At 66.8% G+C, this 26,189-nt stretch carries 19 protein-coding genes; 5 read left to right on the top strand and 14 right to left on the bottom strand.

Annotated elements, in window-relative coordinates:
- Window positions 1-85 precede the first annotated feature (85 nt).
- The 5 genes from G3N61_RS06740 to G3N61_RS06720 all read right to left on the bottom strand — a co-directional run bounded on the left by G3N61_RS06740 (window position 86) and on the right by G3N61_RS06720 (window position 5,688).
- Window positions 86-838: a hypothetical protein gene (locus tag G3N61_RS06740; RefSeq protein ID WP_205821915.1), complete on the bottom strand. Its 753-nt coding sequence runs from the start codon at window positions 836-838 to the stop codon at window positions 86-88.
- Between the two features lie 33 nt (window positions 839-871).
- Window positions 872-2,263 carry an alkaline phosphatase gene (locus G3N61_RS06735; protein ID WP_043178797.1) on the bottom strand — a complete coding sequence of 464 codons (1,392 nt, stop codon included), beginning with the start codon at window positions 2,261-2,263 and terminating at the stop codon, window positions 872-874.
- Window positions 2,264-2,295: 32 nt separating this feature from the next.
- A complete protein-coding gene (locus G3N61_RS06730) occupies window positions 2,296-3,732 on the bottom strand; it encodes an alkaline phosphatase (RefSeq protein WP_205821914.1) in 1,437 nt (478 codons plus the stop codon).
- A 154-nt stretch (window positions 3,733-3,886) separates the two neighbouring features.
- Entirely contained in the window at window positions 3,887-4,477 is a 591-nt protein-coding gene (locus tag G3N61_RS06725) for a methyltransferase domain-containing protein (protein WP_043178798.1), read from the bottom strand.
- Between the two features lie 227 nt (window positions 4,478-4,704).
- Window positions 4,705-5,688: an aldo/keto reductase gene (locus G3N61_RS06720; protein ID WP_205821913.1), complete on the bottom strand. Its 984-nt coding sequence runs from the start codon at window positions 5,686-5,688 to the stop codon at window positions 4,705-4,707.
- Between the two features lie 119 nt (window positions 5,689-5,807).
- On the opposite strand from G3N61_RS06720, the gene G3N61_RS06715 reads away from it, so the two are divergent.
- Entirely contained in the window at window positions 5,808-6,725 is a 918-nt protein-coding gene (locus G3N61_RS06715; protein ID WP_205821912.1) for a LysR family transcriptional regulator, read from the top strand.
- A 75-nt stretch (window positions 6,726-6,800) separates the two neighbouring features.
- On the opposite strand, the gene G3N61_RS06710 is transcribed toward G3N61_RS06715, so the two are convergent.
- Window positions 6,801-7,241, bottom strand: coding sequence for a GNAT family N-acetyltransferase (locus tag G3N61_RS06710; protein WP_205821911.1), 441 nt, complete (start codon window positions 7,239-7,241; stop codon window positions 6,801-6,803).
- A gap of 106 nt (window positions 7,242-7,347) precedes the next feature.
- Entirely contained in the window at window positions 7,348-9,069 is a 1,722-nt protein-coding gene (gene poxB / locus G3N61_RS06705; RefSeq protein WP_205821910.1) for a ubiquinone-dependent pyruvate dehydrogenase, read from the bottom strand.
- A gap of 641 nt (window positions 9,070-9,710) precedes the next feature.
- On the opposite strand from poxB, the gene G3N61_RS06700 reads away from it, so the two are divergent.
- The 3 genes from G3N61_RS06700 (at window position 9,711) to G3N61_RS06690 (ending at window position 17,993) form a co-directional block, all read left to right on the top strand.
- Entirely contained in the window at window positions 9,711-12,389 is a 2,679-nt protein-coding gene (locus G3N61_RS06700; RefSeq protein WP_205821909.1) for a GLUG motif-containing protein, read from the top strand.
- Window positions 12,390-12,762: 373 nt separating this feature from the next.
- Window positions 12,763-14,469, top strand: a complete 1,707-nt coding sequence (locus tag G3N61_RS06695) for a ShlB/FhaC/HecB family hemolysin secretion/activation protein (protein WP_205821908.1) — start codon at window positions 12,763-12,765, stop codon at window positions 14,467-14,469.
- A 140-nt stretch (window positions 14,470-14,609) separates the two neighbouring features.
- Window positions 14,610-17,993, top strand: a complete 3,384-nt coding sequence (locus G3N61_RS06690; protein WP_205821907.1) for a GLUG motif-containing protein — start codon at window positions 14,610-14,612, stop codon at window positions 17,991-17,993.
- Between the two features lie 76 nt (window positions 17,994-18,069).
- Here the strand turns inward: G3N61_RS06690 and G3N61_RS06685 are convergent, their stop codons facing one another.
- Window positions 18,070-18,570: an Lrp/AsnC family transcriptional regulator gene (locus tag G3N61_RS06685; RefSeq protein ID WP_011660086.1), complete on the bottom strand. Its 501-nt coding sequence runs from the start codon at window positions 18,568-18,570 to the stop codon at window positions 18,070-18,072.
- Window positions 18,571-18,762: 192 nt separating this feature from the next.
- Between G3N61_RS06685 and G3N61_RS06680 the strand changes: the two genes are divergently transcribed.
- Window positions 18,763-19,779 carry a 1-aminocyclopropane-1-carboxylate deaminase gene (locus G3N61_RS06680; protein ID WP_205821906.1) on the top strand — a complete coding sequence of 339 codons (1,017 nt, stop codon included), beginning with the start codon at window positions 18,763-18,765 and terminating at the stop codon, window positions 19,777-19,779.
- 39 nt (window positions 19,780-19,818) lie between these two features.
- On the opposite strand, the gene G3N61_RS06675 is transcribed toward G3N61_RS06680, so the two are convergent.
- Genes G3N61_RS06675 through wecC form a run of 6 tightly spaced genes read right to left on the bottom strand, consistent with a single transcriptional unit; the run spans window position 19,819 to window position 26,187 of the window.
- Entirely contained in the window at window positions 19,819-20,595 is a 777-nt protein-coding gene (locus G3N61_RS06675) for a heparin lyase I family protein (RefSeq protein WP_205821905.1), read from the bottom strand.
- A 19-nt stretch (window positions 20,596-20,614) separates the two neighbouring features.
- A complete protein-coding gene (locus G3N61_RS06670) occupies window positions 20,615-21,379 on the bottom strand; it encodes a WecB/TagA/CpsF family glycosyltransferase (RefSeq protein ID WP_205821904.1) in 765 nt (254 codons plus the stop codon).
- Window positions 21,376-22,392, bottom strand: coding sequence for a glycosyltransferase (locus G3N61_RS06665; RefSeq protein WP_205821903.1), 1,017 nt, complete (start codon window positions 22,390-22,392; stop codon window positions 21,376-21,378). Before G3N61_RS06665 ends, G3N61_RS06670 begins: the two co-directional genes overlap by 4 nt.
- Window positions 22,389-23,621: a hypothetical protein gene (locus G3N61_RS06660; protein WP_205821902.1), complete on the bottom strand. Its 1,233-nt coding sequence runs from the start codon at window positions 23,619-23,621 to the stop codon at window positions 22,389-22,391. The genes G3N61_RS06665 and G3N61_RS06660 overlap by 4 nt, the downstream gene beginning before the upstream one ends.
- Window positions 23,622-23,635: 14 nt before the next feature.
- A complete protein-coding gene (locus tag G3N61_RS06655; protein ID WP_205821901.1) occupies window positions 23,636-24,922 on the bottom strand; it encodes a hypothetical protein in 1,287 nt (428 codons plus the stop codon).
- Between the two features lie 20 nt (window positions 24,923-24,942).
- Window positions 24,943-26,187: a UDP-N-acetyl-D-mannosamine dehydrogenase gene (wecC, locus tag G3N61_RS06650; RefSeq protein ID WP_205821900.1), complete on the bottom strand. Its 1,245-nt coding sequence runs from the start codon at window positions 26,185-26,187 to the stop codon at window positions 24,943-24,945.
- Window positions 26,188-26,189 lie beyond the last annotated feature (2 nt).

Here is a 26,189-nt window from a genome sequence, read left to right as displayed (position 1 = left end):
AAATCGGCCAGGGCCCGGCCGTATCGCTTGACGATACCGGCCGGCCTGACCGCAAGCCCCGCGTACAGAGGGTCGAAATCGTCGATCAGTCGAGATAATCCGCGTATTCCTTGCGCGTATAGCGGGCGAGCGTCTGCCACGGCAACGTCTCGCGCCGCGCGGCCGGCGTCGGCGTGAGCGTCAGCTTGCGCGCGACGCGGCCGTCGGCGCTCCGGTACTCGACCGACAGCGGCGCCTGCCACTTCTCGCTCCACAGGATCCGGTTCACGCCGCGCGCGCCGGGCGTATCGACCGCCTGCTCGTACCAGCGGGTGCCGGGCGCGTCGCCGCGCTTCGCCACCGCGAGCCGCTTCAACTGCGACGGCGGCGTGACGTAGTACGCGTTGTCCCACGAGCCGTCGAAGCCCGTGGTTTCGTACTCGGCCGGCGGCACGCTGACGACCGTCCGGTTCGTCGCGTCCACATACTCGATGCGCGTCGTCTTGCCGTCATTCGTCACGTGTCGCGCGGCCGCCTGGAAGTTGAAGTGCTTGTGGCCGGCATGGGCGGCGGCCGGCTGCACGCCGGCGCGCGGCGGCGTCTCGCGTGCCCCGCCCGCGTCGTGGTCATGGTCGTGATCGTCGCCGTGACCGCCTGCGGCCGCGACGGGCAGCACGCGTTCGACCCACACGTGCCCGTCGCGCCGCACCATCCGTTCGCGATACAGCGTCGTGCGCGTCACGCCGTCGGCCGACACCGTGCGGCTCTCGTGCAGCAGCACGGCGTCGAAATCGGCCGCCGCAAGGGCCGGTAGCGCAACCCACCCGCAAGCGAGCGCACAGAGAAGCTGACGTTTCATCGGGCGTTCCCGTTCCTCATGAGATCAACGGACTCAGAAACCGAACGCCGAGCGCACGAGACCGAACACCTTCGTGTTGTCGATCGTGCCCTTGAACGCCTTCGCGTCCGCGCCGTCGGCGAACAGCATCACGTCGCCGCCGCCGTGCGTCTCCGAGCCCGCGCTGCCCATCCGCACGCCGACTTCCTGCAGATACGCCTCGTTCGTCGCCGTGGCCGAATCGACCGACGCGCGCACGTTCGGCCGGTTCGCGCCGTTGCCGAACACCAGCGTCGTGTAGGTGTTGCCGTCGGCGTCCTTGCTCGGCTGGCCGTCGCGATAGTTGCGGCTGATGTCGAGAATCGGGTTGCCGCGCTTCGAATAGCCGTTGATCGTCATCGTGTGGTCGTGGTCGGCCGTCACGACGATCAGCGTGTTCGACAGGTCGACCTTCGACAGCGCGACGCGGATCGCTTCGTCGAATGCCACCGTGTCTTCGAGCGCGCGCTTCGCGTTGGTGCCGTGCAGCGCGTGATCGATCCGGCCGCCCTCGACCATCAGGAAGTAGCCGTTCGAATTCTTCGACAGCACGTCGATCGCCTTCGACGTCATCTCGGCCAAGCTCGGCTGCGACGGCCCTTCGCCCTTGCCGGCCACGCGGTCGAGTTCGTATTCGAGATGGCTCGTCGAACTGAACAGGCCGATCAGCTTGCCGTTGCCGGCCTGCGCGAGCTGATCCCTGGTCGCGACGACGGTGTAGCCCTTCGCCTTCATCTCGTTGAGCAGGTTGCGCCCGTCCGCGCGCCCGCGCTTGTTGGCCACCGGATCGAACGGCGTCCAGTGGTTGCGGCCGCCGCCCATCAGCACGTCGACGCCGTCGCCGAGTGCCGCGTTGTAGCCCGCGCCGCCCGGCGCCGCCTGCGCGGCGATGTCGTACTGCGCATCGCGATGGCAGATGTGCGAATAGGTCGCGGCCGGCGTCGCGTGCGTGAGTTCGGTCGTCGTGATCGAGCCGACCGCCTTGCCGCGCGCCTTCGCCAGTTCCAGCAGCGTCGCGACCGGCTGGCCGTTGCCCGGCGCGCAGTTGTTGACGGTCTTGTTGCCGTTGGCGTCGTTGCCCGGCGCGACCGCGCGCGTGTCGGACGACATCGACAGCACTTCGTTGTTCATCTTCACGCCGGTCATGTACGCGGCCATCGATGGCGCGCTGTCGGTCGTCTGCGCGTCGTTCGAGAAGGTCTTGACACGCGCGGTGCGGGCCAGCTTCTCCATCGTCAACTGCCCCGACTCACCGACCTTGTAGATCCGGCTCGCCGTCACGGTCGTCGGCCCCATGCCGTCGCCGAGAAAGAAAATCACGTTCTTCGCCTGGCCGGCGGCTTGCGCCGCGCCGCACGCGAAACCCGCGACGGCCAGCGCCGCCGCGATGCACTTGATGGTCGACATCCTGTATTCCCCTGTACCCGTATGGTCGGCGCTCACAGCTGCACCGCGTTGCGCACCAGCTCGAAGACCTTGTTGTTCTCGATCACGCCGTGGAACGCATCCGCGCCGCGGCCGATCGCACCGAGGAACACATCGGTGCCGCCGTGCGTCTCGTTGCCCTTGTCCATCCGCACGACCGCCTCCTGGCGATAGTCGTCGGCGCCGGTCACCGCATCGGTGAGCGCGGTGCCCGCGCGGCTGCCCTGCACGCGGTTCTCGCCGTTGCCGAAGCCGATGATCGTGTACGGCGCGCCGTCCGCGTCCTTCGCGACCGTCCCCGTCTGGTAGTTGCGCAGCACGCCCAGCACGCCGGGCTTGCCTGCCTCGGTCTTGCCGGTGCGCGCCGCATAGCCGTTCAGCACCAGCGTGTGGTCGTGGTCTGCGGTGACGACGATCAGCGTGTTCTTCAGGTCGGGATCGGTCTTGCGCACCTTGTCGATCGTGGCCTTGATCGCGTTGTCGAACGCCACCGTGTCCTGCAGCGCGCGCTTCGCATTGGTGTCGTGCAGCGCGTGGTCGATCCGGCCGCCCTCGACCATCAGGAAATAGCCGTTCGGGTTCTGCTGCAGCACGTCGAGCGCGCGCGTCGCCATGTCGCTGAGGCTCGGCTCCTTGGTCGCGCCGCGGTCGAGGTCGTAGCTCATATGGCTCGACGAGAACAGGCCGACCAGCTTGCCGCTCTTCGTCGCATCGGCGGCCAGCAGGTCGTCGCGGTTCTGCGCGAACGCATAGCCCTTCGCCTTCAGCTCGTTGACCAGGTTGCGGCCGTCGGTGCGCTTGCCGCCACCATCCTTCGGCACGAAGAATTGCGTGCCGCCGCCGAGCACGACGTCGACGCCGTTGCCCAGCGCGCCGTTGTAGCCCGCGCCGCCCGGCACGAGCTGCGCGGCGATGTCGTTCTCGGCGTCGCGATGGCACACGTGCGCGTACGTCGCGGCCGGCGTCGCATGCGTGACGCGCGTGGTCGTCACGACACCGGTGGCCAGCCCCTGTGCCTTCGCGATCTCGAGCAGCGTCGTCGCCGATTTGCCGTTGTTCGCGCCGCAGTTGCCGGTGAGGCTCGCGGTCGGCTCGATCGCCTTCGTGTCGGGCGACATCGAGATCACTTCGTTGTTGGTCTTGACGCCAGTCATGTATGCCGACATCGACGGTGCGCTGTCCGTCACCTGCGCATCGTTGGAGTAGGTCTTCACGAACGCGGATTCGGGCAGCGTGTCGATCGTCAGCGCGCCGTCTTCACCGACCGCATAGATGCGCGCGGCCGTCATCGTCGTGATCCCCATGCCGTCGCCGAGGAAAAAGATCACGTTGCGCGCGGCCAGCGGCGTCGTGGGGCCGGGCGCCGTGCTGGTCGGGTCGTCGTCGCTGCCGCATCCGGCCAGTGCAAAGGCGCCCGCACACAGCAGCGCCGCCAGTTTGATTCGATTCATGTTGCCGGTTCCCCCCGCCATTGATGCTTTCGAAATGAAAGGCGATGGTAGGAACCTGATGTGACGGCAATATGAATGCTAATTGGAAGGATTCGAAGGATTTATGAAAGGAGACGGCGAGGCGCCACGGTCGGGCGCCCCGCATGCGGCGGCATCATTCCGCGTGTTCGGCTGTGACGTTGCGCACGGTCACGATGCGCGCAGGCGGAATGTTTGCCCAGACGATCCGGCTGCCACTGGCAACAAATGCCGAATCGCCCAACGGATGACGGCCGGGCGGCCGCAGGTCGTACGTGAACTGAATCATCACGCCATCGGCCGACAGCACGCGATGGCACTGATCGATGATCGCCGTCACGTCCTGACGCGGCAGCGTGCGCAACGGCAGGCACGACACGATCGCGTCGACGCGCGCATCGGGCGGCAGCAGCCGCTCGAGCTGCCGCGCGTCGCCCGACACGATCGAGATGCCCGGAAAGCGCCGCCGCAGATGCTGGACGAACGCCGGCGAACGCTCGACCACGACGAGGCGCCGTGGCGCGACGCCGCGTTCGAGCAAGGCCGCGGTGATCGCACCGGTGCCGCCGCCGAGCTCGACGACCAGCCCGTCGCCGTCCGGCACCGCGTCGGCCATCTCGCGCGCCAGTTGCCGCGAACTCGGGCACAACGCGCCCACCGAGGCCGGACGGCCAACCCACTCGCGCACGAACAGTGCCGAGACACGCCACGCGTTCGGCCACATCATGGGCAGCCCTTGAGCGGTTGCGCTGTCGGCCGCGACGCGCCGATGGCTTCGTTGAACAGGGCTACGGCGACACGGGGCTTTGGCATGCGCATCCTCCTGGACGAATCGGTCCGTCGCAGGAAGAGCGACGTTCAAATCGATTCTAGGAAACACAAACTTAAGACGACGTGAAGATTGTCCCTGATTCCGCTGATCAATTCGTGCCAGATCGTCCGCCGGATGCCCGATCAGCGATCGATACGCTGCTGGAAGTGCGCCGGATAGCGTTCGCCGACGATCCTGATCTGCTGCAGCGCGGCTTCGATCGCGGCGAGATCGTCGGCCGTCAGCACGACGGCGGCCGCGCCCACGTTCTCGTCGAGCCGGTGCAGCTTCGTCGTGCCCGGGATCGGCACGATCCACGGCTGGCGGGCCAGCAGCCAGGCCAGCGCGATCTGCGCACGCGTCGCGCCCTTGTCGGTCGCGATCCGGCCGAGCAGGTCGACGAGGCCCGCGTTCGCCTTGCGGTTCTCCTCCGAGAAGCGCGGCACGACATTGCGGAAATCGTTCTCCGCGAACGTCGTGTTCGCATCGATCGCGCCGGTCAGGAAACCTTTACCGAGCGGGCTGAACGGCACGAAGCCGATCCCGAGCTCCTCGAGCGTCGGCAGGATCCGCGCCTCCGGCTCGCGCCACCACAGCGAATACTCGCTTTGCAGCGCGGCGACCGGCTGCACCGCGTGCGCGCGGCGAATCGTCTGCTCACCGGCTTCCGACAGCCCGAAGTGCGCGACCTTGCCTTCTTGGATCAGGTCCTTGACCGTGCCGGCCACGTCCTCGATCGGCACGTTCGGATCGACGCGATGCTGGTAGAACAGGTCGATGCGATCGACCTTCAGCCGCTTCAGCGCCGCATCGGCCACATCGCGAATATGCGACGGCCGGCTGTCGACGCCCTTCATCGGCTGGCCGTCCTCGAAACCGAACTTGGTGGCGATCACGACCTGGTCGCGAAACGGCGCGACCGCCTCGCCGACCAGTTCCTCGTTGACGAACGGGCCATACGCTTCCGCCGTGTCGAAGAACGTCACGCCGCGCTCGAACGCGGCGCGGATCAGTGCGATGCAGCTCGCCTTGTCGGTGGCGGGGCCGTAGCCGTAACTCAATCCCATGCAGCCGAGCCCGATTGACGAGACTTCGAGGCCGCTCTTACCCAGCATGCGCTTTTGCATGACGTTCTCCTGCTGAAGATGAAAAGGATCGACGGGATGCCGAGGAAGCCAGTGTAGGTTGATGGATACTGCTCAACAATCGGCGTACCCTTTCATGCGTTACTGAGGAAAATTCATAAATGCTCCGCACCGGCATCGGCGAACTGACGACCTTCATCACGATCGCGGAGCAGCGCAGCTTCAGCGGCGCGGCGCGCATCCTGGGCGTGTCGCCGTCGGCGCTGAGCCATGCGGTGCGCCATCTCGAAGCGCGGCTCGGCGTGCGCCTCTTCAACCGCACGACGCGCTCCGTCGCGCTGACGGAGGCCGGCGAGCAGTTGCTGCTGCGCGTGCGGCCCGCGGTGGCCGATCTCGAAGATGCATTGAACGACGCGGCCACCGCCCGCAACCGCCCGTCCGGCCAGATCCGGATCAGCGCGTCGGAAGCGGCTGCGCGCCCGCTGATCCGGCATGTGCTGCCCGCATTCGTCGCCCGCTATCCGGACATCCACGTCGAGTTCGTCACCGATTCGCGGCTGATCGACATCGTCGAGCACGGCTTCGACGCCGGCATCCGGGTACACGAAGACGTGCCGCGCGACATGATCGCCGTGAAATTCGGCGACACGATCCGCTTCATCGCGGTGGCGTCGCCCGACTACCTGTCGCGGCACGCACCGCCGGCGCGTCCGCAGGATCTCGTGCAGCACCGATGCATCCGCTACCGGTTCGAAAGCGGCGCGCTCTATCGATGGGATCTGATCCGCAAGGGCAAGCGCGTCAGCGTGGATGTCGACGGGCCGATGACGCTCGGCAACCAGGGGCTGATGATCGAGGCCGCGCTGGCCGGTATCGGCATCGCGTGGGTGACGGCGTCGCGCGTGGCCGATCACGTCGCCGCCGGGCGGCTCGTGCAGGTCTTGCCGGAATGGGGCCAGGATTTCGGCGCGCTGTGCCTCTACTATCCGGCGAACCGGCATCCGCCGGCGGCGCTGCGGCTGTTCGTCGAGGCCGTGCGCGAGTGGGTGGCTGCCGGGCGCGAAGCGGCGCCGGACTGAGCGCACGCGCTCGCTTGCGGGCACGTCATCGCGGCCGATGCCGCGCCACGCGGCACACGGCACCCGCCCGCACGCTTAACGCGTGGCGCGCATCAGGATATTCGCGAACGGCAAGCCCTCATCGTCCTCGTCGCGCCGCGATACTTCCTCGAAGCCGAGCCGCGCGTAAAACGCATGGGCAGCGCGATTGTCGGCGTACACCTCGAGATCGAGCGTGCCCTTGAGCGCGAGCGCATGCTCGACCAGCGCGCGGCCGATCCCGTGGCCCTGCATCGCCGGCGCGACGAACAAGCCGCCGATCGACGTGTCGAGCAGGCCGATGAAGCCGACCGGCTCGCCGGCCCGGCACGCGACCCAGGTTTCCGCCTCGGGTAGATAAACCTGTTCGATCAGCGTGCGCTGCTCGCGCAGCCGCGCCTCGCCGAGAAACGGATGCGCAAGCAGCGATGCGTCGAACCAGATGGCCGACAGCGTGTGCAGGTCGGATGCCTCGTAGGCGCGAATCTCGATTGCCATGTTTTCGTGTTGTTCAATTCGTCGTGCGGGGACGAACGCACCCCGCTGCGTTCGTCGATGCGGTACGCCGCGCGCGCGGCCCGAAGCAGCGCGGCGCGGCGCCGTGTCACCGCAGGTTGGTTCTGGCGAGCTCGACGATCTCGTCGCCGCGCCCGCTGAGGATCGCGCGCAGCATGAACAGGCTGAAGCCCTTCGCATGCGCGATCTCGATCTTCGGCGGCATCGCGAGCTCGTACTTCGACGTGACGACGTCGACCACTGCCGGCCCGTCATGTGCGAACGCCATGCGCAGCGCCTCTTCGACGTTCTCCGAATGCTCGACGCGCACGCTGAAGATGCCCGCGCCCTTCGCGATCGCCGCGAAGTCGGTCGGGCTCAGGTCGACGTTCGTGTCGAGATAGCCGGCCGCCTTCAGCTCCATCGACACGAAGCCGAGCAGGCTGTTGTTGTACACGACGATCTTGATCGGCAGCTTGAGCTGCCGCGCGGTGAGCAGATCGCCGAGCAGCATCGACAGCCCGCCGTCGCCGGACAGCGACACCACCTGCCGCCCCGGATGCGCGCCCTGCGCACCGAGCGCCTGCGGCATCGCGTTCGCCATCGAGCCGTGATTGAACGAGCCATGCAGTTGCCGCTTGCCGTTCATCGTCAGGTAGCGCGCGGCCCACAGCGTCGGCGTGCCGACGTCGGCCGTGAAGATCGCGTCGTCCGCCGCGACTTCGTCGACGATCTTCGTCAGGTATTGCGGATGGATCGCGCGACCCGGCGGCTCGGCCACCGCGAGATCGTCGAGGCCCTTGCGCGCCGCCGCATAGTGCTTCAGGGCATTCTCGAGGAAGCGCCGCTGGGTCTTGCGCGTGAGGCGCGGCAGCAGCGCCGCGATCGTTTCCTTCACGGTGCCGACGAGGCCCAGTGCGAGCGGTGCGCGATGGCCGAGCTGCGAGCCCTTCCAGTCGATCTGCGCAACCTTCGCGTTCGACGGATAGAACGGCCGGTACGGAAAATCCGTGCCGAGCATCAGCAGCGTGTCGCACGATTCCATCGCGTGATAGCCCGAGCTGAAGCCGATCAGCCCCGTCATTCCGACATCGAACGGGTTGTCCCATTCGACGAACTGCTTGCCGCGCAGCGCATGCACGACCGGCGCGCCGAGCGTATCGGCCAGCGCGACCACCTCGTCGTGCGCGCCTTGCGTGCCGCTGCCGCACAGCAGCGTCACCGCGTCGGACGCATTGAGCAGCGCCGCGAGCCGGTCGAGATCGGCATCGGCCGGCAGGATCGACGGCGGCGCCGATTCGCTCCACGCGGGCAGCTCTTCCGGACCGTCGCCGAGCGCGATGTCGCCGGGCAGCACGATCACCGCGACGCCGCGCTCGTCGATCGCGGTGCGCATCGCGCGCGCGAGCACGCGCGGGAACTGCGACGCGTTCGTCACGAGCTCCGCGAAGTGGCTGCACTCGCGGAACAGTTCCTGCGGATGGGTTTCCTGGAAGTAGCCGAGGCCGATTTCCGTCGACGGAATGTGCGCGGCAATCGCCAGCACCGGCTGGTGATTGCGGTGGCAGTCGTACAGCCCGTTGATCAGGTGCAAATTGCCGGGGCCGCAACTGCCCGCGCACACCGCGAGCCGCCCCGTCGACGCCGCATCCGCGCCGGCCGCGAACGCGGCGCTTTCCTCGTGCCGCGTATGCATCCAGCGGATCGAGCCGATCTGGCTCAGGCTGAACGACAGGCCGTTCAGGCTGTCGCCCGTCACGCCCCAGATGCGCTCGACGCCCGCTGCCGCGAGCGTCTTCGCCAGGTATTCCGCCATCGTCTGTCTTGCCATGATGCCCTCGCTGTCGGGTTGTCGCGGCATATCGGCATCCGCGCACGAGCCGTGCGCCGCACAGTTGCGCATGATAGTCAATCGCTCGAATCGACGTACGAACGGTGCACGCCGATGCGCCAGCGTGCGCCGCGTCTTCCAGGAATGCCGGGTCAATCAGACAAAATCCGACACAAATGATGTCCGGCGCAGCACCACTCGTACTTGTTCAATATTCGAAGCCGAAAGTGTTTCGTAATATCGGTTTCGTTTCAATCGGTCGCACCGAATTCGGTATCGGCCCTCAGCAAGATTTCGAGGCCATTCATTCGCCCCCTCTTCCACATCCATCACCGACACGCCGGGCGCGGAGAATCGATGCCTGCCGGCATGCACCCGCAACGCACAACAGCATCACGGGCACACGGATGCCCGATCGCAGCGGCCCGCGTCTCGCACGGCCGCTGAGAACTCGACATGTGCAAGACACGATTGACGGGCGCAGCCGCGCCCGATCCGGCACGAGCGAAGGGCGGCCATGACCAGTCGCGCCGCTGGTGGTGTCGGGAGGCCGGCGTCCGGCCCTCCCGTTCGACACATCGATTCGTAGAACTTATCGATGTCTTCCCGTTCATCAACCCAACCACAAGGAAACAATCGCGATGAACAAGACTTACGCACTGGTATGGAATCGCTCGCGGAGGGCCTGGGTCGCAACCGGGGAAACGGCCCGTCGCTGCGGCAAATCCGGTGGCAGCCGCATGGCCGCCGCGGCCACGCTGCTCGGCCTCGCCGCACTGCCCGCGTTCGCACTGCCGTCGGGCGAGGCCGTCACGTCCGGCAAGGCCGACATCGTCCGCTCCGGCGACGGCCGCACGATGAACATCAACCAGCACACCGACAAGCTGATCACCAACTGGAACGACTTCAGTGTCGCCAACGGCGAACGCGTCTCGTTCAATCAGCCCAACGCCGTGTCCGTCGCGCTCAACCGCGTCATCGGCAACCAGGGCAGCCAGATCGACGGCCAAATCAGCGCCAACGGCCGCGTGTTCCTCGTGAACCCGAACGGCGTCCTCTTCGGCGCCGGCGCACAGGTCAACGTAGGCGGCCTCGTCGCGTCGACGAAAGACATCTCCGACGCCGATTTTCAGGCCGGCCGCTATCGCTTCTCGGGCAACTCGACCCGCGCGATCGTCAACCACGGCACCCTCACCGCCGCCGACGGCGGCAGCATCGCGCTGCTCGGCGCGCGCGTATCCAACCACGGCGTGATCCAGGCGAAGCTCGGCCACGTCACGCTTGCCGCGGGCGACGCATTCACCGTGAACTTCGACGGCAGCGGGCTGCTCGATGTGCAGGTCGACGGCGGCGCGGTGAACGCCGAGGCCAGCAACGGCGGGCTGCTGAAGGCCGACGGAGGCGACGTGCTGATGACCGCCCGCGCGGCAGGCAACCTGCTCGACGCTGTGGTCAACAATACGGGCGTCGTCGAAGCACGCGGCCTGAACGGGCGCGGTGGCAGGATCACGCTCGACGGCGGCACCGTGAAGGTCGCCGGCCATCTCGACGCGAGCGCCGGTGAAGCGGGCGCGCCGGCCGGCGCCGTCACGACGCGCGGCGAGCGCGTCGACGTCGCCGCCAGCGCACAGGTGGACACGCGCGCAGGCAACCGTGCGGGCACCTGGACGATCGCGGCCGCCAATGCGGGCGTCAACGGCGCGAACGACACGGGCCGCTCGATCGGCGCCGACACGTTGTCCCGCAACCTGGGCACCGCGAGTGTCGAGCTCTCGAATACGCACGGCGATCTCGTCGTGGGCGCGCCTGTTTCGTGGGCCAGCGACAACACGCTGGCGCTCGAGTCGCGCCAGGGCAACGTCGACCTCCGGAACACGGTGTCGGCCAGCGGTGCGCACGCGCGCCTGCTCGTGAATGCCGCGAACCGCATCCGCATCACCGACGCCGTGAAGCTCACCGGGCAAGACGCGCATCTCGAACTGAACGCGAAGAACGGCCACACGTTCGCAACGGAGCATGCTGCCGTCACACTGTCGGGCGCCAACGCATCGTATCGATCCAACGGCAACGACTACAAGGTGCTGCATACGCTCGACGATCTCCGCCGGATCGACGGTGACCTGAACGGCCGCTACGTCCTGGGCAACAGGATCGACGGCAACCGTGCCAACTTCCGCAGCATCGGCGGCAACCGCGCGTTCGGCGGCGTGTTCGACGGTCTCGGCAACACCATCGCCCGCGTCGACATCACCAATCCGGGCGGCAACGCAGTCGGCCTGTTCGCGTACAACACCGGGTGGATCGGCAATCTCCGGCTCGACTCGCTCAGCGCGAGCTCGACAGGCGCGGGTTACAACGCGGCGCTGGGCAGCCTCGTCGGCGTCAATGCCGGCGGCCAGATCCGCAACGTCGTTGCGACGAACATCACGGTGGCCGGCAATGGCGGCCGGTTCGGCATGGTGGGTGGCCTCGTCGGCCGCAACGTCGACGGAACCATCGACGCCGTCAACTTCTCCGGGCGGGTGTCCGCGCGGAACGACAGCGTCAGCGTCGGCGGCCTGGTCGGCCGAAACGACGGCGATGACGCGATCATCGCGAACAGTCATGCCGATGCCGACGTGTCGGTGGAGTCCAGCAGCGCCTTCGCGCGCTACTCGCAAAGCGTCGGCGGCCTGGCGGGTTCGAACTCGGGCACCATTGCCGACTCGTCGAGCAGCGGCCGGGTCACCGGCGGTTCCTACATGAACGTCGGCGGCCTCGTCGGCGAAAACGAATCCGGCACGCTGCGCCGCGTCTCGTCCGACGCGCTGGTCCTCGCGGGCCTCGGCAGCCAGGTCGGCGGCCTCGCCGGCTACAACGCCGGCACGATCGAGCACGCCAGCGCCAGCGGCACCGTTCGATCGCAGCCGCTGGCGGTCGCGGGCGGCCTTGTCGGCGTCAACGCGCTGGGCGGCACGATCCGGCATGCCTCCGCCACCAACACCGTCACGGCGCTTCGCTCGACGATCGGCGGTCTCGTCGGCTACAACTATGTCGGCGGGCTGATCGAGAACGCATCGGCATCCGGCACGATCGGCGGCACGGGTTCCGATCTGGGCGGTCTCGTTGCCATGAACGCAGGCGGGATCCGCTCATCGACGGCAAGCACCACGATCAACGGCAATCCGTCGGACAATCCGTTCTTCCTCGGCGGGCTCGTCGGGCTGAACACGGGCTGGATAGAAGACAGCTCGACGTCCGGTCCGGCTGCAAAGTTCGCGTTTTACGCCATCAACCTCGGCTACATCGACAACGAGCGTCCGCCGGTCATCATGAAGTAACCTCACCCTCGCACTGCGTCGCCGGCCCCTTCCGCATCGGGGGCCGGCAACGTTCAAGTTCACGGGAATCGATCTTCATTGCCAAGCGATCTGCCTCGGCAGTGCGATCGGTCAATATCCCGGCGCGAAACAAATCGCGAAAAATCCGACAAAAAACATAAGTTCCCACCGCTGATTAGTACTTGTTCAATTTTCTCGCGCGACGATCGTTCGTAACATTCCTCGCAGCTTCATCGACCCGGCTCGAATGCGATTCGCCGGATCAGTATTCCAGCCTCCGAGGTGGCTTATTCGCGCATCACCCTGTCTTTCCACGCCGGCCACCCACGGTCGTCCTGCCTGCGTCACCGCTCACGAGCGCCTGGCGACACCGATGCTTGCCCCCCTTTCGTGCCACGACGACATGCGCACGCCGCACGTCGCGCCCAGCCCGCGTCGCCACGTCACCCGCCTGCTGGCCTTCCTGCTGCTGTCGCCGGGCCTCACAGCCGCCCAGTTGCCGGGAGCAGGACAATCGCTGCGCGACGTCGAAACGGTTCGACCGTCGCTGCCGCCCGCCACGGCGCCCGAGATCGCCCTGCCCGCGTCGCCCACGGGCAACGAGCCGGCAGCCGACGCAGGCCCGCGCGTGCATGTCCGCGCATTCGAACTCGAAGGCAATCGCCTGCTCGACAGCGCGCCACTGCAACACGAACTCGCCGACCTCGTCGGCCAGGAACTGGGCTTCGACGAACTGCGTCAGGCCGCCGCGCGAATCACCGCCTACTACCGGTCGCGCGGCTACGTGCTCGCGCGCGCCTATCTGCCCGCCCAGGACATCGAGCAGGACGTCGTGCGCATCGCCGTCGTCGAAGGGCGCTACGGCGCGATCGAGCTGCACAACCGCTCGCGCGTGCTCGATGGCGTGGCTCGCCAGCCGATCCGCTCGCTGCGGCCGGGCGACGTGGTGCACGGCGCAGATCTCCAACGCAGCCTGATGCTGCTCGACGAACTGCCGGGCGTGAACGCGAAAGGCACGCTGCGCGCGGGCGCCGAGCCCGGCACGACCGATCTCGCGATCGACGTCGAACGCGCGCCCTTCGCCACCGGCGGCCTCGAGCTCGACAACTTCGGCGATCCGCTGACGGGCCGATACCGCGCGACCGGGAACGTCGCGGTCAATTCGCCACTGCGGCTCGGCGATCAATTCACGTTGCGCGGACTCACCAGCAACACGAACCAGCGTTACTACCGCGCGGCGTACCAGTTGCCGGTCGGCCCGGCCTCGACGCGGGTCGGCATTGCCTATTCGGACATGACCTACCGCCTCGGCGGAGAATTTCGCCCGCTCGGCTTCCACGGGAACGCGAGCGTCCGGAGCGTGTTCGTGACGCAACCGCTGCTGCGCAGCCGCAAGATGAGCGTCAACGCACAGGTGCTCTACGAAAACAAGAGCCTGCGCGACGACTACGGCGTGCTCGACTTCATCGGCGACAAGCACATTGGCCTGTGGTCGTTCACCGTCAGCGGCAACAGCCATGACGAATGGTTCGGCGGCGGCAGAAACGGCTTCTCGGTCACGCTCGGCGCGGGCCGCATGCGCGGTAACGATCCGCTCGAAGCAAACCGGTTCGCGAAAACGCACGGCAGCTTCACCAGGCTGAATGTGAACGTATTGCGCCTGCAGGCGCTCGGTTCGCGCGTGCAGTTCTACACCCAGTTCGGCGCGCAACTCGCGTCACGCAATCTCGACTCCTCGGAAAAATTCAGCCTTGGCGGCCCCTATGGCGTGCGCGCATACGCCCTCGGCGCCGGCTCCGGCGACCAGGGCTGGCAGGCCACCGCCGAGCTTCGCTATCTGCCTGCCGCGAACTGGCAGGCGGCCGCCTTCGTCGACACCGGGCGCATGCAGTTCAATAAGCAACCGTGGACACGCGAGCCCAACACGATGCAGTTGTCCGCGACCGGCCTCGGCCTGAACTGGTACGGCATGGGCCGGCAGCTCAGCCTGACCGCCGCGTGGCCGCTCGGCAGCGCGAGCCAGGTGGCCACGGTCACGCGCGGCCCGAGCATCTGGTTGCAGGGCGCCCAGTATTTCTGAGCGTCCGGGAAGCCGGCCGGATTGGCATGCCGGCCGGCGAACGGCATGTGCGAATGGCGCGTAATCGCCATTCGTGCGTCGCTCGTGCAACGTCATTCGTCGCACGGGTCATTCAACTTGATCATCAGGAATACAAAACAATGAACAAGACCTACGCATTGGTATGGAACCAGGCCCGGCGATGCTGGACCGCGGTCGGGGAAACCGCGCACCGGCGCGGCAAAACGGGCAGCGGCAGACGCGCCGCGGCCGCAGCGGTCTCGCTGCTGGGCCTCGCCGCGCTGCCTGCGTTCGCACTGCCGTCGGGCGAGGCCGTCACGTCCGGCAAGGCCGACATCGTCCGCTCGGGCGACGGCCGCACGATGAACATCAACCAGCACACCGACAAGCTGATCACCAACTGGAACGACTTCAGCGTCGCCAACGGCGAGCGCGTCGCGTTCAATCAGCCCAACGCCGTATCCGTCGCGCTCAACCGCGTCATCGGCAACCAGGGCAGCCAGATCGACGGCCAAATCAGCGCCAACGGCCGCGTGTTCCTCGTGAACCCCAACGGCGTCCTCTTCGGCGCCGGTGCTCAGGTCAACGTCGGCGGCCTCGTCGCGTCGACGAAAGACATCTCCGACGCCGATTTCCAGGCCGGCCGCTATCGCTTCTCCGGCAACTCGACCCGCTCGATCGTCAACCACGGCACCCTCTCCGCCGCCGACGGCGGCAGCATCGCGCTGCTCGGCGCGCGCGTGTCCAACCACGGCGTGATCCAGGCGAAGCTCGGCCGTGTCACGCTTGCCGCAGGCGACGCGTTCACCGTGAACTTCGACGGCAACGGGCTGCTCGACGTGCAGGTCGACGGCGGCGCGGTGAATGCCGAAGCCAGCAACGGCGGCCTGCTGAAGGCCGACGGCGGCGACGTGCTGATGACCGCCCGCGCAGCAGGCAATCTGCTCGACGCCGTCGTCAACAATACCGGCGTCGTCGAAGCACGCGGCCTGAACGGGCGCGGCGGCAGGATCACCCTCGACGGCGGCACCGTGAAGGTCGCCGGCCACCTCGACGCAAGCGCCGGCGAAGCCGGCGCGCCGGCCGGCGCCGTCACGACGCGCGGCGAGCGCGTCGACATCGCCGCCGGCACCCAGGTCGACACGCGCGCTGGCAACCGTGTGGGCACCTGGGCGATCGAAGCCGCCAACGCCGGCGTGAACGGCGCGAACGACACGGGCCGCTCGATCGGCGCCGACACGTTGTCCCGCAACCTGGGCACCACGAGTATCGACCTCGCCAACACGCGCGAGCACCTCCGGGTCGGCGGGCCGGTCGCATGGACCAGCGACAACGCGCTCACGCTCACGTCGCGCAGCGGCGACATCGTCGTCGACCACGCGATCTCCGCAAGCGGCGCCAACGCGAGCCTGAACGTCAACGCCGCAAAGCGGATCCGGATCAACGATGCCGTCAGCCTCACCGGCCGCCGCGCGCACCTCGAGCTGAACGCGAAGGACGGCCACGCGCTGTCGGGCAACAAGGCCGTCATCACGCTGTCGGGCAACGACGCAACCTACCGTTCGAACGGTGAAGACTACAAGGTCCTCCATACGCTCGACGACCTGCGCGGCATCGATGCGAACCTGAACGGCCGCTACGTGCTCGGCAACGCGATCGACGGCAACAACGCGAACTTCCGCAGCATCGGCGGCAACGCGGCGTTCGCCGGCATCTTCGACGGGTTCGGCAACACCATCGCCCGCCTTTCCGTCTACAACACGTCGGCCCATGTCGGCCTGTTCGCGGCGAATGCGGGCCGAATCGCGAACCTCGGCCTGCGGAACGTCGCGGCGACCGCATCCGGCCTGCCCGGGACCGTCGGTACGCTGGCCGGCTACAACACGGGCACGATCTCGAACGTCGTCGCGCAGGACATCCGCATCGTGTCGCGCGGCCGTTCGACGGCCGGCGGCCTGGTCGGCGAGAACCGCGGCGGCACCATCGAGAGCGCCCGCGTGTCCGGCCGGATCGACGCCGATCGCGACGCATCCGACGTCGGCGGGCTCGCCGGTGCGAACGTCACGCTGGCCGGCCGGGCCGGCACGATCCGCGACAGCAGCGCCGACACCCTGATCGCCGCCGACGGCAGCGGTTCGGTGGGCGGCCTCGTCGGCCGCAACGCGGGCCTGATCGAAGCGTCGTCGAGCACCGGCGGCATCGTTGCCTCCAGCGATTCCGCGGTGGCGGGCGGTCTGGTCGGCGTCAACGAATTCGGCGGCGTCGTTCGCGGCAGTTCGTCGGCCGCGTCGGTAATGGCTCGCGAGAACGCGATCGCCGGCGGCCTGGTCGGCTTCAACCTGGGCACCGTGCGGGATTCGCATGCGACGGGCGCGGTCAACGTCGGCCGTTACGGCATCGCGGGCGGGTTCGCGGGCCTCAATTTCGGCACGATCGACGCTTCGACCGCCAGCGGCGACGTCGTGGCAGGCGATTCGAGCGACGCCGGCGGCTTCGTCGGCGTGAACAACGCCGACATCCTCGCGTCGCACGCGCACGGCAACGTCACGGCGGGCGATTCGGGTCGCACCGGCGGCTTTGCCGGCACCAACGACGGCACGCTCGACACCGTGGCCGCAAGCGGCGATGTCCGGTCGGGCAAATCGAGCCAGACGGGCGGCCTCGCCGGATACAACGGCGCACGCATCCGCGCGTCCACCGCGCACGGCACCGTGCGCGCCGGCGCGCGCTCCGACGTCGGCGGGCTCGCGGGCTTCAACGGTGGTGACATCGATGGGTCCTCCGCCGATGGCGCGGTCGTGGCGGGCGCCGACAGTGCCGTCGGCGGCCTCGTCGGGTTGAACTGGGGCAAGGTCAGCGCGTCGCGCGCGTCCGGCAACGTGACGGCCGCCGGCGTGAACCGCGCGGGTGGCCTCGTCGGCGACAACAACGGCACGGTGCGCCAATCGACTGCGTCGGGCAACGTCACGGCCGCTGATTACGCCGAAGCCGGCGGGCTGGTCGGCCGCAACACCGGCAACATCGACGATTCGTCGGCAACGGGCAACGTGCTGGCGGGCAAGGGGTCGAACGCAGGCGGGCTGGTCGGCCTCAACGACGGCGCCATCGCGCGATCGACGGCGACAGGCAACGTCGCCGCCGACACACGCAGCCGGGTCGGCGGTCTCGTCGGGCATTCGCTCGGCAGCATCGTCGCATCCCGTGCGAGCGGCGCGGCGCAGGGCGGCGATCTCAGCGACGTCGGCGGCCTCGTCGGCCGCAACCACGGCACCATCAAGCGCTCGTCGTCGGGCGGTACGGTGTCCGCGCTGCGGCAATCCGCGCTCGGCGGGCTCGTCGGCGCGAACTTCGGCTACGTCGGGCAGTCGTCAACCACGAGTCGCGTCGTCGTGATGGGCAATGCGGGCCAGCATTACGGGGCCATCGCGGGCGAGAACGAGGGCGAGCTGGTCGACAACGTGGCCACGAAGCGCGATGCGTCGGTGCCGCTCGTCGGTGCGCGCATCGTCGCGGCCCGCAATTGACCGGTAGCGCCCGCTGATGCCGCCGATCGCTCCGCGCGGGCGATCGGCGGCTTCGGCAACGCACGTGCTGCCGTCACTACAACGGCAGCGCGTGCGTCGACAGGATTTCCTTCAGCACCATGAACGAGCGCACCTGGCGCACGCCCGGCAAATACAGCAATTGTTCGGCGTGCAGCCTGTTGAAGCTCTCGTTGTCGCGCGTGCGCACGAGCATGAAATAGTCGAATTCGCCTGTCACGACGTGGCACTCGACGCACCCCGACACCTTCTGCGCGGCCTTCTCGAATGCGGCGAACGCCTCGGGCGTCGAGCGATCCAGCACGAAGCCGATCACGACCAGCATCCCGGCACCGAGCGGCTTCGGATCGAGCAACGCGACGATGCCGCGGATCAGCCCCATTTCCTTCAGACGCTCGACGCGCCGCAGGCACGCCGGCGCACTCAGCTTCACCTTCGCCGCGAGGCTCACGTTGGAGATCGACGCGTCCTGCTGCAGTTGCCGCAGGATCGCGCGGTCGATGCGATCGAGCGCCGGGGCGGCGTCGGCCGGCGATGCGCTGCCTCGATCTAATTTCATTGCGCAATCCTCATGCCTAACGAATCAAAATTGTTTATGACACTCCCGTATCGTCGATAACGTAGGCCACCGCAAATTATTTCGCAAGCTCATTTCTCACGCTTCTGCCTATCATTTTTCTCGTCGGAACATGGCTTGCCTGCCGCGCCCGAACGATTCCGTTTCCCGCCCACCGCTTTCCGGAGCCCGCCGATGAACCTGCAACGTTTCCCCCGTTATCCGCTCACGTTCGGCCCGACGCCGATCCAGCCGCTCAAGCGCCTGAGCGAACACCTCGGCGGCAAGGTCGAACTGTATGCGAAACGCGAGGACTGCAACAGCGGCCTCGCATTCGGCGGCAACAAGACGCGCAAGCTCGAATACCTCGTCCCCGATGCGCTCGCGCAGGGTGCGGATACGCTCGTGTCGATCGGCGGCGTGCAGTCGAACCAGACGCGCCAGGTCGCGGCCGTCGCCGCGCACCTCGGGATGAAATGCGTACTCGTGCAGGAGCACTGGGTCAACTACGAAGATCCGGTGTACGACCGTGTCGGCAACATCCAGCTGTCGCGCATGATGGGCGCGGACGTGCGGCTCGTGTCCGACGGCTTCGACATCGGTATTCGCCGCAGCTGGGAAGAAGCGATGGAGAGCGTGCGGCAAGCGGGCGGCAAGCCCTACCCGATTCCGGCCGGCTGTTCCGAGCATCCGCTCGGCGGGCTCGGCTTCGTCGGTTTCGCGGAAGAAGTGCGTGCGCAGGAGGCACAACTCGGCTTCAAGTTCGACTACATCGTCGTGTGCTCGGTCACGGGCAGCACGCAGGCGGGGATGGTCGTCGGCTTCGCGGCCGACGGGCGCGCCGACCGCGTGATCGGGATCGACGCGTCGGCAACGCCCGAGCGCACGCACGAACAGATCACGCGCATCGCGCGGCATACCGCCGGACTCGTGGACCTCGGCCGGCCGATCACCGCGGAGGACGTGGTGCTCGACACGCGCTACGCCGGCCCCGAATACGGGCTGCCGTACGACGGCACGCTCGAAGCGATTCGCCTGTGTGCACGGCTCGAAGGCATGCTGACGGATCCGGTGTACGAAGGGAAGTCGATGCACGGGATGATCGACAAGGTACGGCTTGGCGAATTCGAACCGGGGTCGAAAGTGCTGTATGCGCATCTCGGCGGCGTACCGGCGTTGAGCGCGTATGGCGAGATTTTCCGGAACGGTTGACTCGGTTCCCCGGAAGCCCGACACGCGACGGCAACGTCATCATCGGGCTTCCGGCGAGCCGCTCCAACACATGCACGGTTCGACTCCGCCGGCCGTCTTGCGCACCATCTTCATCTCGATATCGCCGTAATACATTGTCCGTTCGGTCACATCGGACGGGCGTGTCTTCCACCACCATTTGTAAAGGCCGAGCTTGAAGTACGCGTTGCGATCGTCCGGATACGCATTCGGGACACCTGCGACGTGCACAACGCGTTCACCGTTCCGGTACACGTCGGTCAGCGCGTCGACGCCACGATCGTCCGGCCTGTACCGCAGCACCCACCACACCGGCTGCCCCCTGTCCGCAGCCGGGTCGCCGAACGCAAACGACCGGGTCGGCGTGCCCGGCGCGCCGCGTACGTCGACTTCGTATTTCCCGTCGTTCAGCAGCAATGCGAACGGCGGCGGTCCGTCGCTGCTGCCCTGATGCAACTGTGCGATGAGTTCCGGCTGCCTGGAATCGAACCGGTAGTCGGCCGGGATCACCGTCGACCACCGCACCTCGTAATCGTGGCCATTGATGAAGCGAAATACCGGAGCAAAACTCACCTCCGAACGCGGCGTGCCGCTTGCTACACCGCTGAAGTCCTGCGAGCGGCGCATCGCCACCTTCAACAGCGCGCCGTGATTATCGGTATTCGTGATGTTCTGCGGCTCAGGTTCCTGCAGACGAAGCTGCGGATCGATACCGTTCGCCCAGTCCGAGCGGTAGAAGCGCGCTTCCTCCAGCGTGCCGCCTGCCGGACTCGCATGGCAAACCGATGCGGCGAACATGCATGCAGCAACAACGAACCTACTCCGCACTGAACGCTCCTTTGCGACGGAACAACCGGAGTACGTACGCGCGCGCCAGCATCATCAGGAACCGGCTGTTGGTCGACAGATAGCGTTTCCACATCCGCCCTGGTTCCTGGATCACGCGGAACGCCCACTCCAGCCCACTACGCTGCATCCACAGCGGCGCACGTGCCACCTTCCCCGCCACGACGTCGAACGTGCCGCCTACGCCCATCACGAAATCGACGCCCAACTGCGATTTCCAGCGATTGATGAAGTTTTCCTTGTGCGGCGACGTGATCGCAACGAACAGCAGCCGTGCACCCGACCGGCGAATATCGTCCACGACCGCTTGTTCGTCGTCCCGGAAATAGCCGTGGTGATATCCGGCGATCGGCAGTCCCGGATAACGCGCCGCCACCACCGCGACAACCCGCTCCACGACGTCCGGCGTCGCGCCGAGCAGATAGACCGGCAGCCCTTTCAGGTTGGCCAGCGCCAGCAGCCGATCGAAGAGGTCCACGCCTGCCACGCGCTCCGGCACGGGAATGCCGAGCAGTCGCGCGCCCCAGACAACGCCCATGCCATCGACGTTGACGATGTCGCATTCGCGAACCGACGCGGCAAGCTCCGCATCGCGCTGCAGGTTGACGATCTTCGCAACGTTGATGACGACGTGTTGCGTAAATTGCCGTTGCGCCACCCTCTCGCCGATCCAGTCCACCGTGTCGTTCATGGACATCAGGTCGATCGGGCATGAAAAGAATTCAGCGCGCTTCATCGCATGGCCTCGTTATCGTGGTTTTCGACATCCGGAACATCGTGAGCCGACCGGGACGGCCGGCGAAGCGATGCGTACAACGCCTTCAACTTCGTCGACACATCGGCGGAGAAGCAACCGAGCGCCGCCAGCCGCTCGCGCCCGTTGGATCGTCCGCCGGCACGCAGGACATCGGCGAGTTCGTTCGTGAGGCGCCCGAGGTCGTGATCGAACACGACCATGCCCGGCGACACCCCATCGAGCAATTGCCGCACGTTACCGACATCGACCGACACGACCGGCAGGCCGAGCGCCATCGCTTCCTTGACCGACTGCGGCGACCCTTCTCGCGTCGATGTCATCAGCAGGCACGCGGCGCGTGCCAGCAGGTCTCGCACTTCGCCTCGCTCGAGGCCGTCGATATGCCGCTCCTGCACCCGGATGCCGTGCTGCTCCGAAAGCTGCCGCAGCACCCGGGCAAACAGCGGATAGTTCTTCTCGGCGCGCTTCGGCGACGACGGAAAGACGACGATCGGCATCATGGATGCCGTCTGCGCGTCGTCGCGATGCGCGACGAACACCGTCTCGTCGACGGCGCACGGGATCGTCTCCACGCGGCGGCGCAGCCCGCGCAAACGCGCGGAGATTTCCGCGCTCACGCCAATGCAGGCATGTGCGAAGCAGGCCATCGATTGCGACACGGCACGGATCCACAGCGGGCCGAGGATGTCCGTGCCATGAAACGTGATGACGACCCGTGCTCGCGTGAACAACCTGACCAGCGGCGCGGAGCACGCACTCAGGCCGAAGTGGAAATGCACGACGTCGTACGGTCCCGATCGTGCCTTCTTCCAAACATACCCGATCGATCGTAGATACTCGCCCTTGTCGCGATAGCCTTCGATGACGAGCACATCGACCGTACAGCCGCCGGAACGCCGCAGCGCCTCGACCTGCTCGGTTACGAACACGCCTTGCCACGGGCTGGCGCTGTTGTTGCCGAGATACATGTTCGTGACGACGAGAATTTTCATGAATGAACCTCCGCCGCACCGCCGCGACACGCCGGGCCGGCGCCCGGCCGCCCCCACGAGAATGCGTACATGGCAAGCAGTGCGGAAAATACGTAAGACGGCGACACAAACGCCATCGAGAAAATGTTGTCGAAGCAGAACGCACCGACGACGTAAAACCAGACGGCCGGTTTGTGCCGAACTTGCCCGTATGCCAGCACGAACACCAGCCACGCGATCGCGCCGAACACGCCCATCTCGACGAACAGGTGCGGGTAGAACGTGTCGGTGGTTTTCAACAGTCCGCCGAGTCCATACCAGTCGAAGTGATAGTGCTGGTAAAGCGGCGACGAGAACCGCACCGATGCCGGACCACCAAAGCTGCCCAGACCTTCGCCGAGCAGATTGCCGTTGCCGATCGACTCCAACATCACGCGATAGGATTCCGCGCGCGCCGAATTGCCGGCGACGACGTAGAACAGGACCTTCGCCATGCCGACTCTCATCAGCGAATCGAGCATCCCCATCGCCATGAGCGCGAGCGCCATGCCGGCGATGCCGGCAGTGGCCAGCCACGCGCGCACGTCCCGGACGTTCCTCACGAACGGATAGAACGCCAGCGCCGCGAACAGCTTGAACGAGAAGCCGAGCAACCCGAAGCACAGGAAGCCCCATGACGCGATCGCCGCGCGGCGGCCGGACCAGTACCAGCGGCACAGCAGGAACGCACAAAAATTGATGAAGCTGAATTCCGAAAAGAACCCCATCCACCCCTGCGCGCGCAGGAACAACCCCGAATCGATCCGGACCGGCATGAACAGCGGCAACCCGATCGCATACGACACGTAGAAATACAACTGGAACAGATCGTTGCTCACGACCACGCCGACGAACGTCCTGACCAGCACATCGAGCCGGTCGCGGTACGGGAAGATCGCCACCGTGATCGCGACCGGAAAGAGAAAGCGGATGAATTCCTCGATCCCCGCGCGGGTATTGAACGACAGCAGCATCCCGATGCAGAGCGACGTGGCGATCGGGAGCACGACGACGGCCAGCCGATGAAAGCGCGGACGCAGCAGGATCGCCGCGAACACCAGGCCGAACGCGCCCATCTTCACGACTTGCGAACGAACGTCATCAAGCGTGAGCAACGTATCGCTGACGCAGAATACGACGTACGCGAGCGCCAGCAGACCGGCTCCCAGGTCGGCGACCCGCGAGCGCCGATGCAGCCTGATGGCGGGCACTCGAATCGCCATGGTCATCGGCGCGCTCCCGACGCCGCCGGCAACGCCTTCCGATCCGTGACGCCAGCCTCGCCGATCGATTCCGCATACGCGGCGCACACCCGCCGCGCGTGCATGACGACGATCGCGTTCCGGATCAGTGTCACCACCACGGCGGCCGCGAGCATGCAGAAGAACCCGGCTTCGTCACCGATCGCGACACTGCCGCCGAGCAGCACACCGAACAGCGTCGACGTGGCGATGTTGATACGCGCGGTGACCGCGCTCTGCTCGAACGCCATCATCACGTTGCTGCCGACGACACCGAGTACCCCGGCCGCGCACAGGATCGCCATCAGAACGCCGCCCGCAAGCGCCATGTACGCGCCGCTTCCGTCGGCCCCGTAGTGGTAAGTCAGCCCCGCCACCATCGCCAGGTTCGCAACGAGCACGACCAGGTTAGACAGGTCGATGTTGCGCCGCATCGCACCCAGCGTCGCATCGAGGGGCGCCTTGTCCTTCTTCCGCTTCGCGAGATCGGGCAACTGCGCGATCGAAATCGCGCGCGGCAGCAGATTGCCGACCGCGGTCACCGACGCGAACAGCGACAGCATCCCTGCGAACGACGCGCCGCACATCGCCTTCGCCGCCGGCACGATCGCGAGCGCGATGCCGCCGGACAGGAAATTCGTCAGCCCGAACTGCAACCCCTTCGCGTCGATGCACATCGACACCGCGTGCCGTGCCGGTGCGCCAATCGCCACGAACATCGCGGCGGCTACCACGATCAGCGCACCGGCGAGACACAGCGATGCGGAATAGCCGTGGTACGTCCCGACCCGAAGCATCGCGCACGACCCCACAATCAACACGCAATCGAACGCAATCGTGATCCGGTAACGGCGGTACGACACGAAGAAATGCCGCGCGAGCTGATACACGGTCCAGCCCCACATCAGCGCGACCACGCCGCCGAGATCGAACGCGACGAGACCGGTCGCGAACACCAGCACGCACGCGAGCGTGGCTGCCACGGTCGTCCATCCGGCCATCGACACCAGCGAGTAGAACGCATCGCGCGCTGCCTGCTTCCCGTCGCTCGCCGGTACGCGCACCAGGATCAGGGTCGCCCAGCCGATCGCCGTGAAGAAGCCGATCATCTGCGCGATCGACACGTTGGACGCCGCATGCCCGAGTTCGTCCAATGAATAAAGCCGCTGAACGACCCAAAACGTCAGCACCCGATAGAGGCCGGGCGCCCCCGTACAGACGAGTGCCTCGAGGCGCCCCAGCAACTTTTTCGCATCGGCGTTCCGCAACATGACTTTCACGCGCTAGCCCGTCAACCGCGCGTCAGCACGCCGCGCGTGTCGATCACGACCTTGGTCTGCAGCCGCACCGGGTCCATGCGCCGGAACGGCGCGTGATCGACCAGGATGACGATCACGTCGGCCTCGGCCAACGCGGTATTCAGATCGCACAGCCGGACCTTTGCTTCGAGCGATGCCGGCAACGCGCGGATGTTGGGCTCGACGACCAGCAGCGTCGCGCCGGCATGCTCCGCCAGCGCTTCGACGATCGCGATCGCCGGGCTCTCGCGTAGATCGTCGATGTCCGCCTTGAACGCAAGCCCGAGACATGCGATCACCGGCTCGCGGAACCGGCTGGCCGCCCGCCGAATACGCTCGTACACAAAGCGCGGCTTGTCGTCGTTCACGTTGCGCGCGGTGCGGATCAGGCGCGCATGCTCCGGCGCCGAATCGACGATGAACCACGGATCGACCGCGATGCAATGACCGCCGACGCCCGGCCCCGGCTGCAACACGTCGACGCGCGGATGGCGGTTCGCCAGCCGGATCAGTTCCCACACGTTGATGTCGAGCGCGTCGCAAATCACCGACAGTTCGTTCGCGAATGCGATGTTCACATCGCGGAATGCGTTCTCGGTCAGCTTGCACATCTCCGCCGTGCGCGCATCGGTCAGGATGCACTCGCCGCGCACGAATACCGCGTACAGCTCCTGTGCCCGCATGCCGCATTTGCGCGTCATCCCACCGATCACGCGGTCGTTCTCCACGAGTTCGCGCACCACATGGCCCGGCAGCACACGCTCGGGGCAATGCGCAATCCGGATGTCCGAGCGCTCGCCTGCCTGCTGCGGGAACGTCAGGTCCGGGCGTTGCGCCGCGAGCCACGCGGCCATCTTCTCGGTCGCACCGATCGGCGAAGTCGATTCCAGCACCACCAGGTCGCCCTTCTTCAATACCGGTGCGACCGCCGCACACGCAGCCTCGATGTAGCTCAGGTCCGGCTTGTTGCCGTCGGTAAACGGCGTCGGCACCGCGATGAGGAACGCATCGGCCGGCTCGGGTGTCGCCGTCGCGCGCAGGTAGCCTTGCGTCACGGCCGCATGCACGAGCATGTCCAGTTCGGGTTCGACGATGTGGATCTGGCCGCGATTGATCGTGTCGACGGCATGTTGCGACACATCGACGCCAATCACGCTTTTACGACGTGCGGCAAAGGCCGCCGCGGTAGGCAGGCCGATATAGCCCAGCCCGATGACGGAAACGGTTTCGAATGACATGA

It is taken from the genome of Burkholderia sp. Ac-20349 (assembly GCF_017104865.1).
Taxonomy (GTDB): domain Bacteria; phylum Pseudomonadota; class Gammaproteobacteria; order Burkholderiales; family Burkholderiaceae; genus Burkholderia; species Burkholderia aenigmatica.
This window is presented reverse-complemented; position numbering and strand designations above follow the sequence as displayed.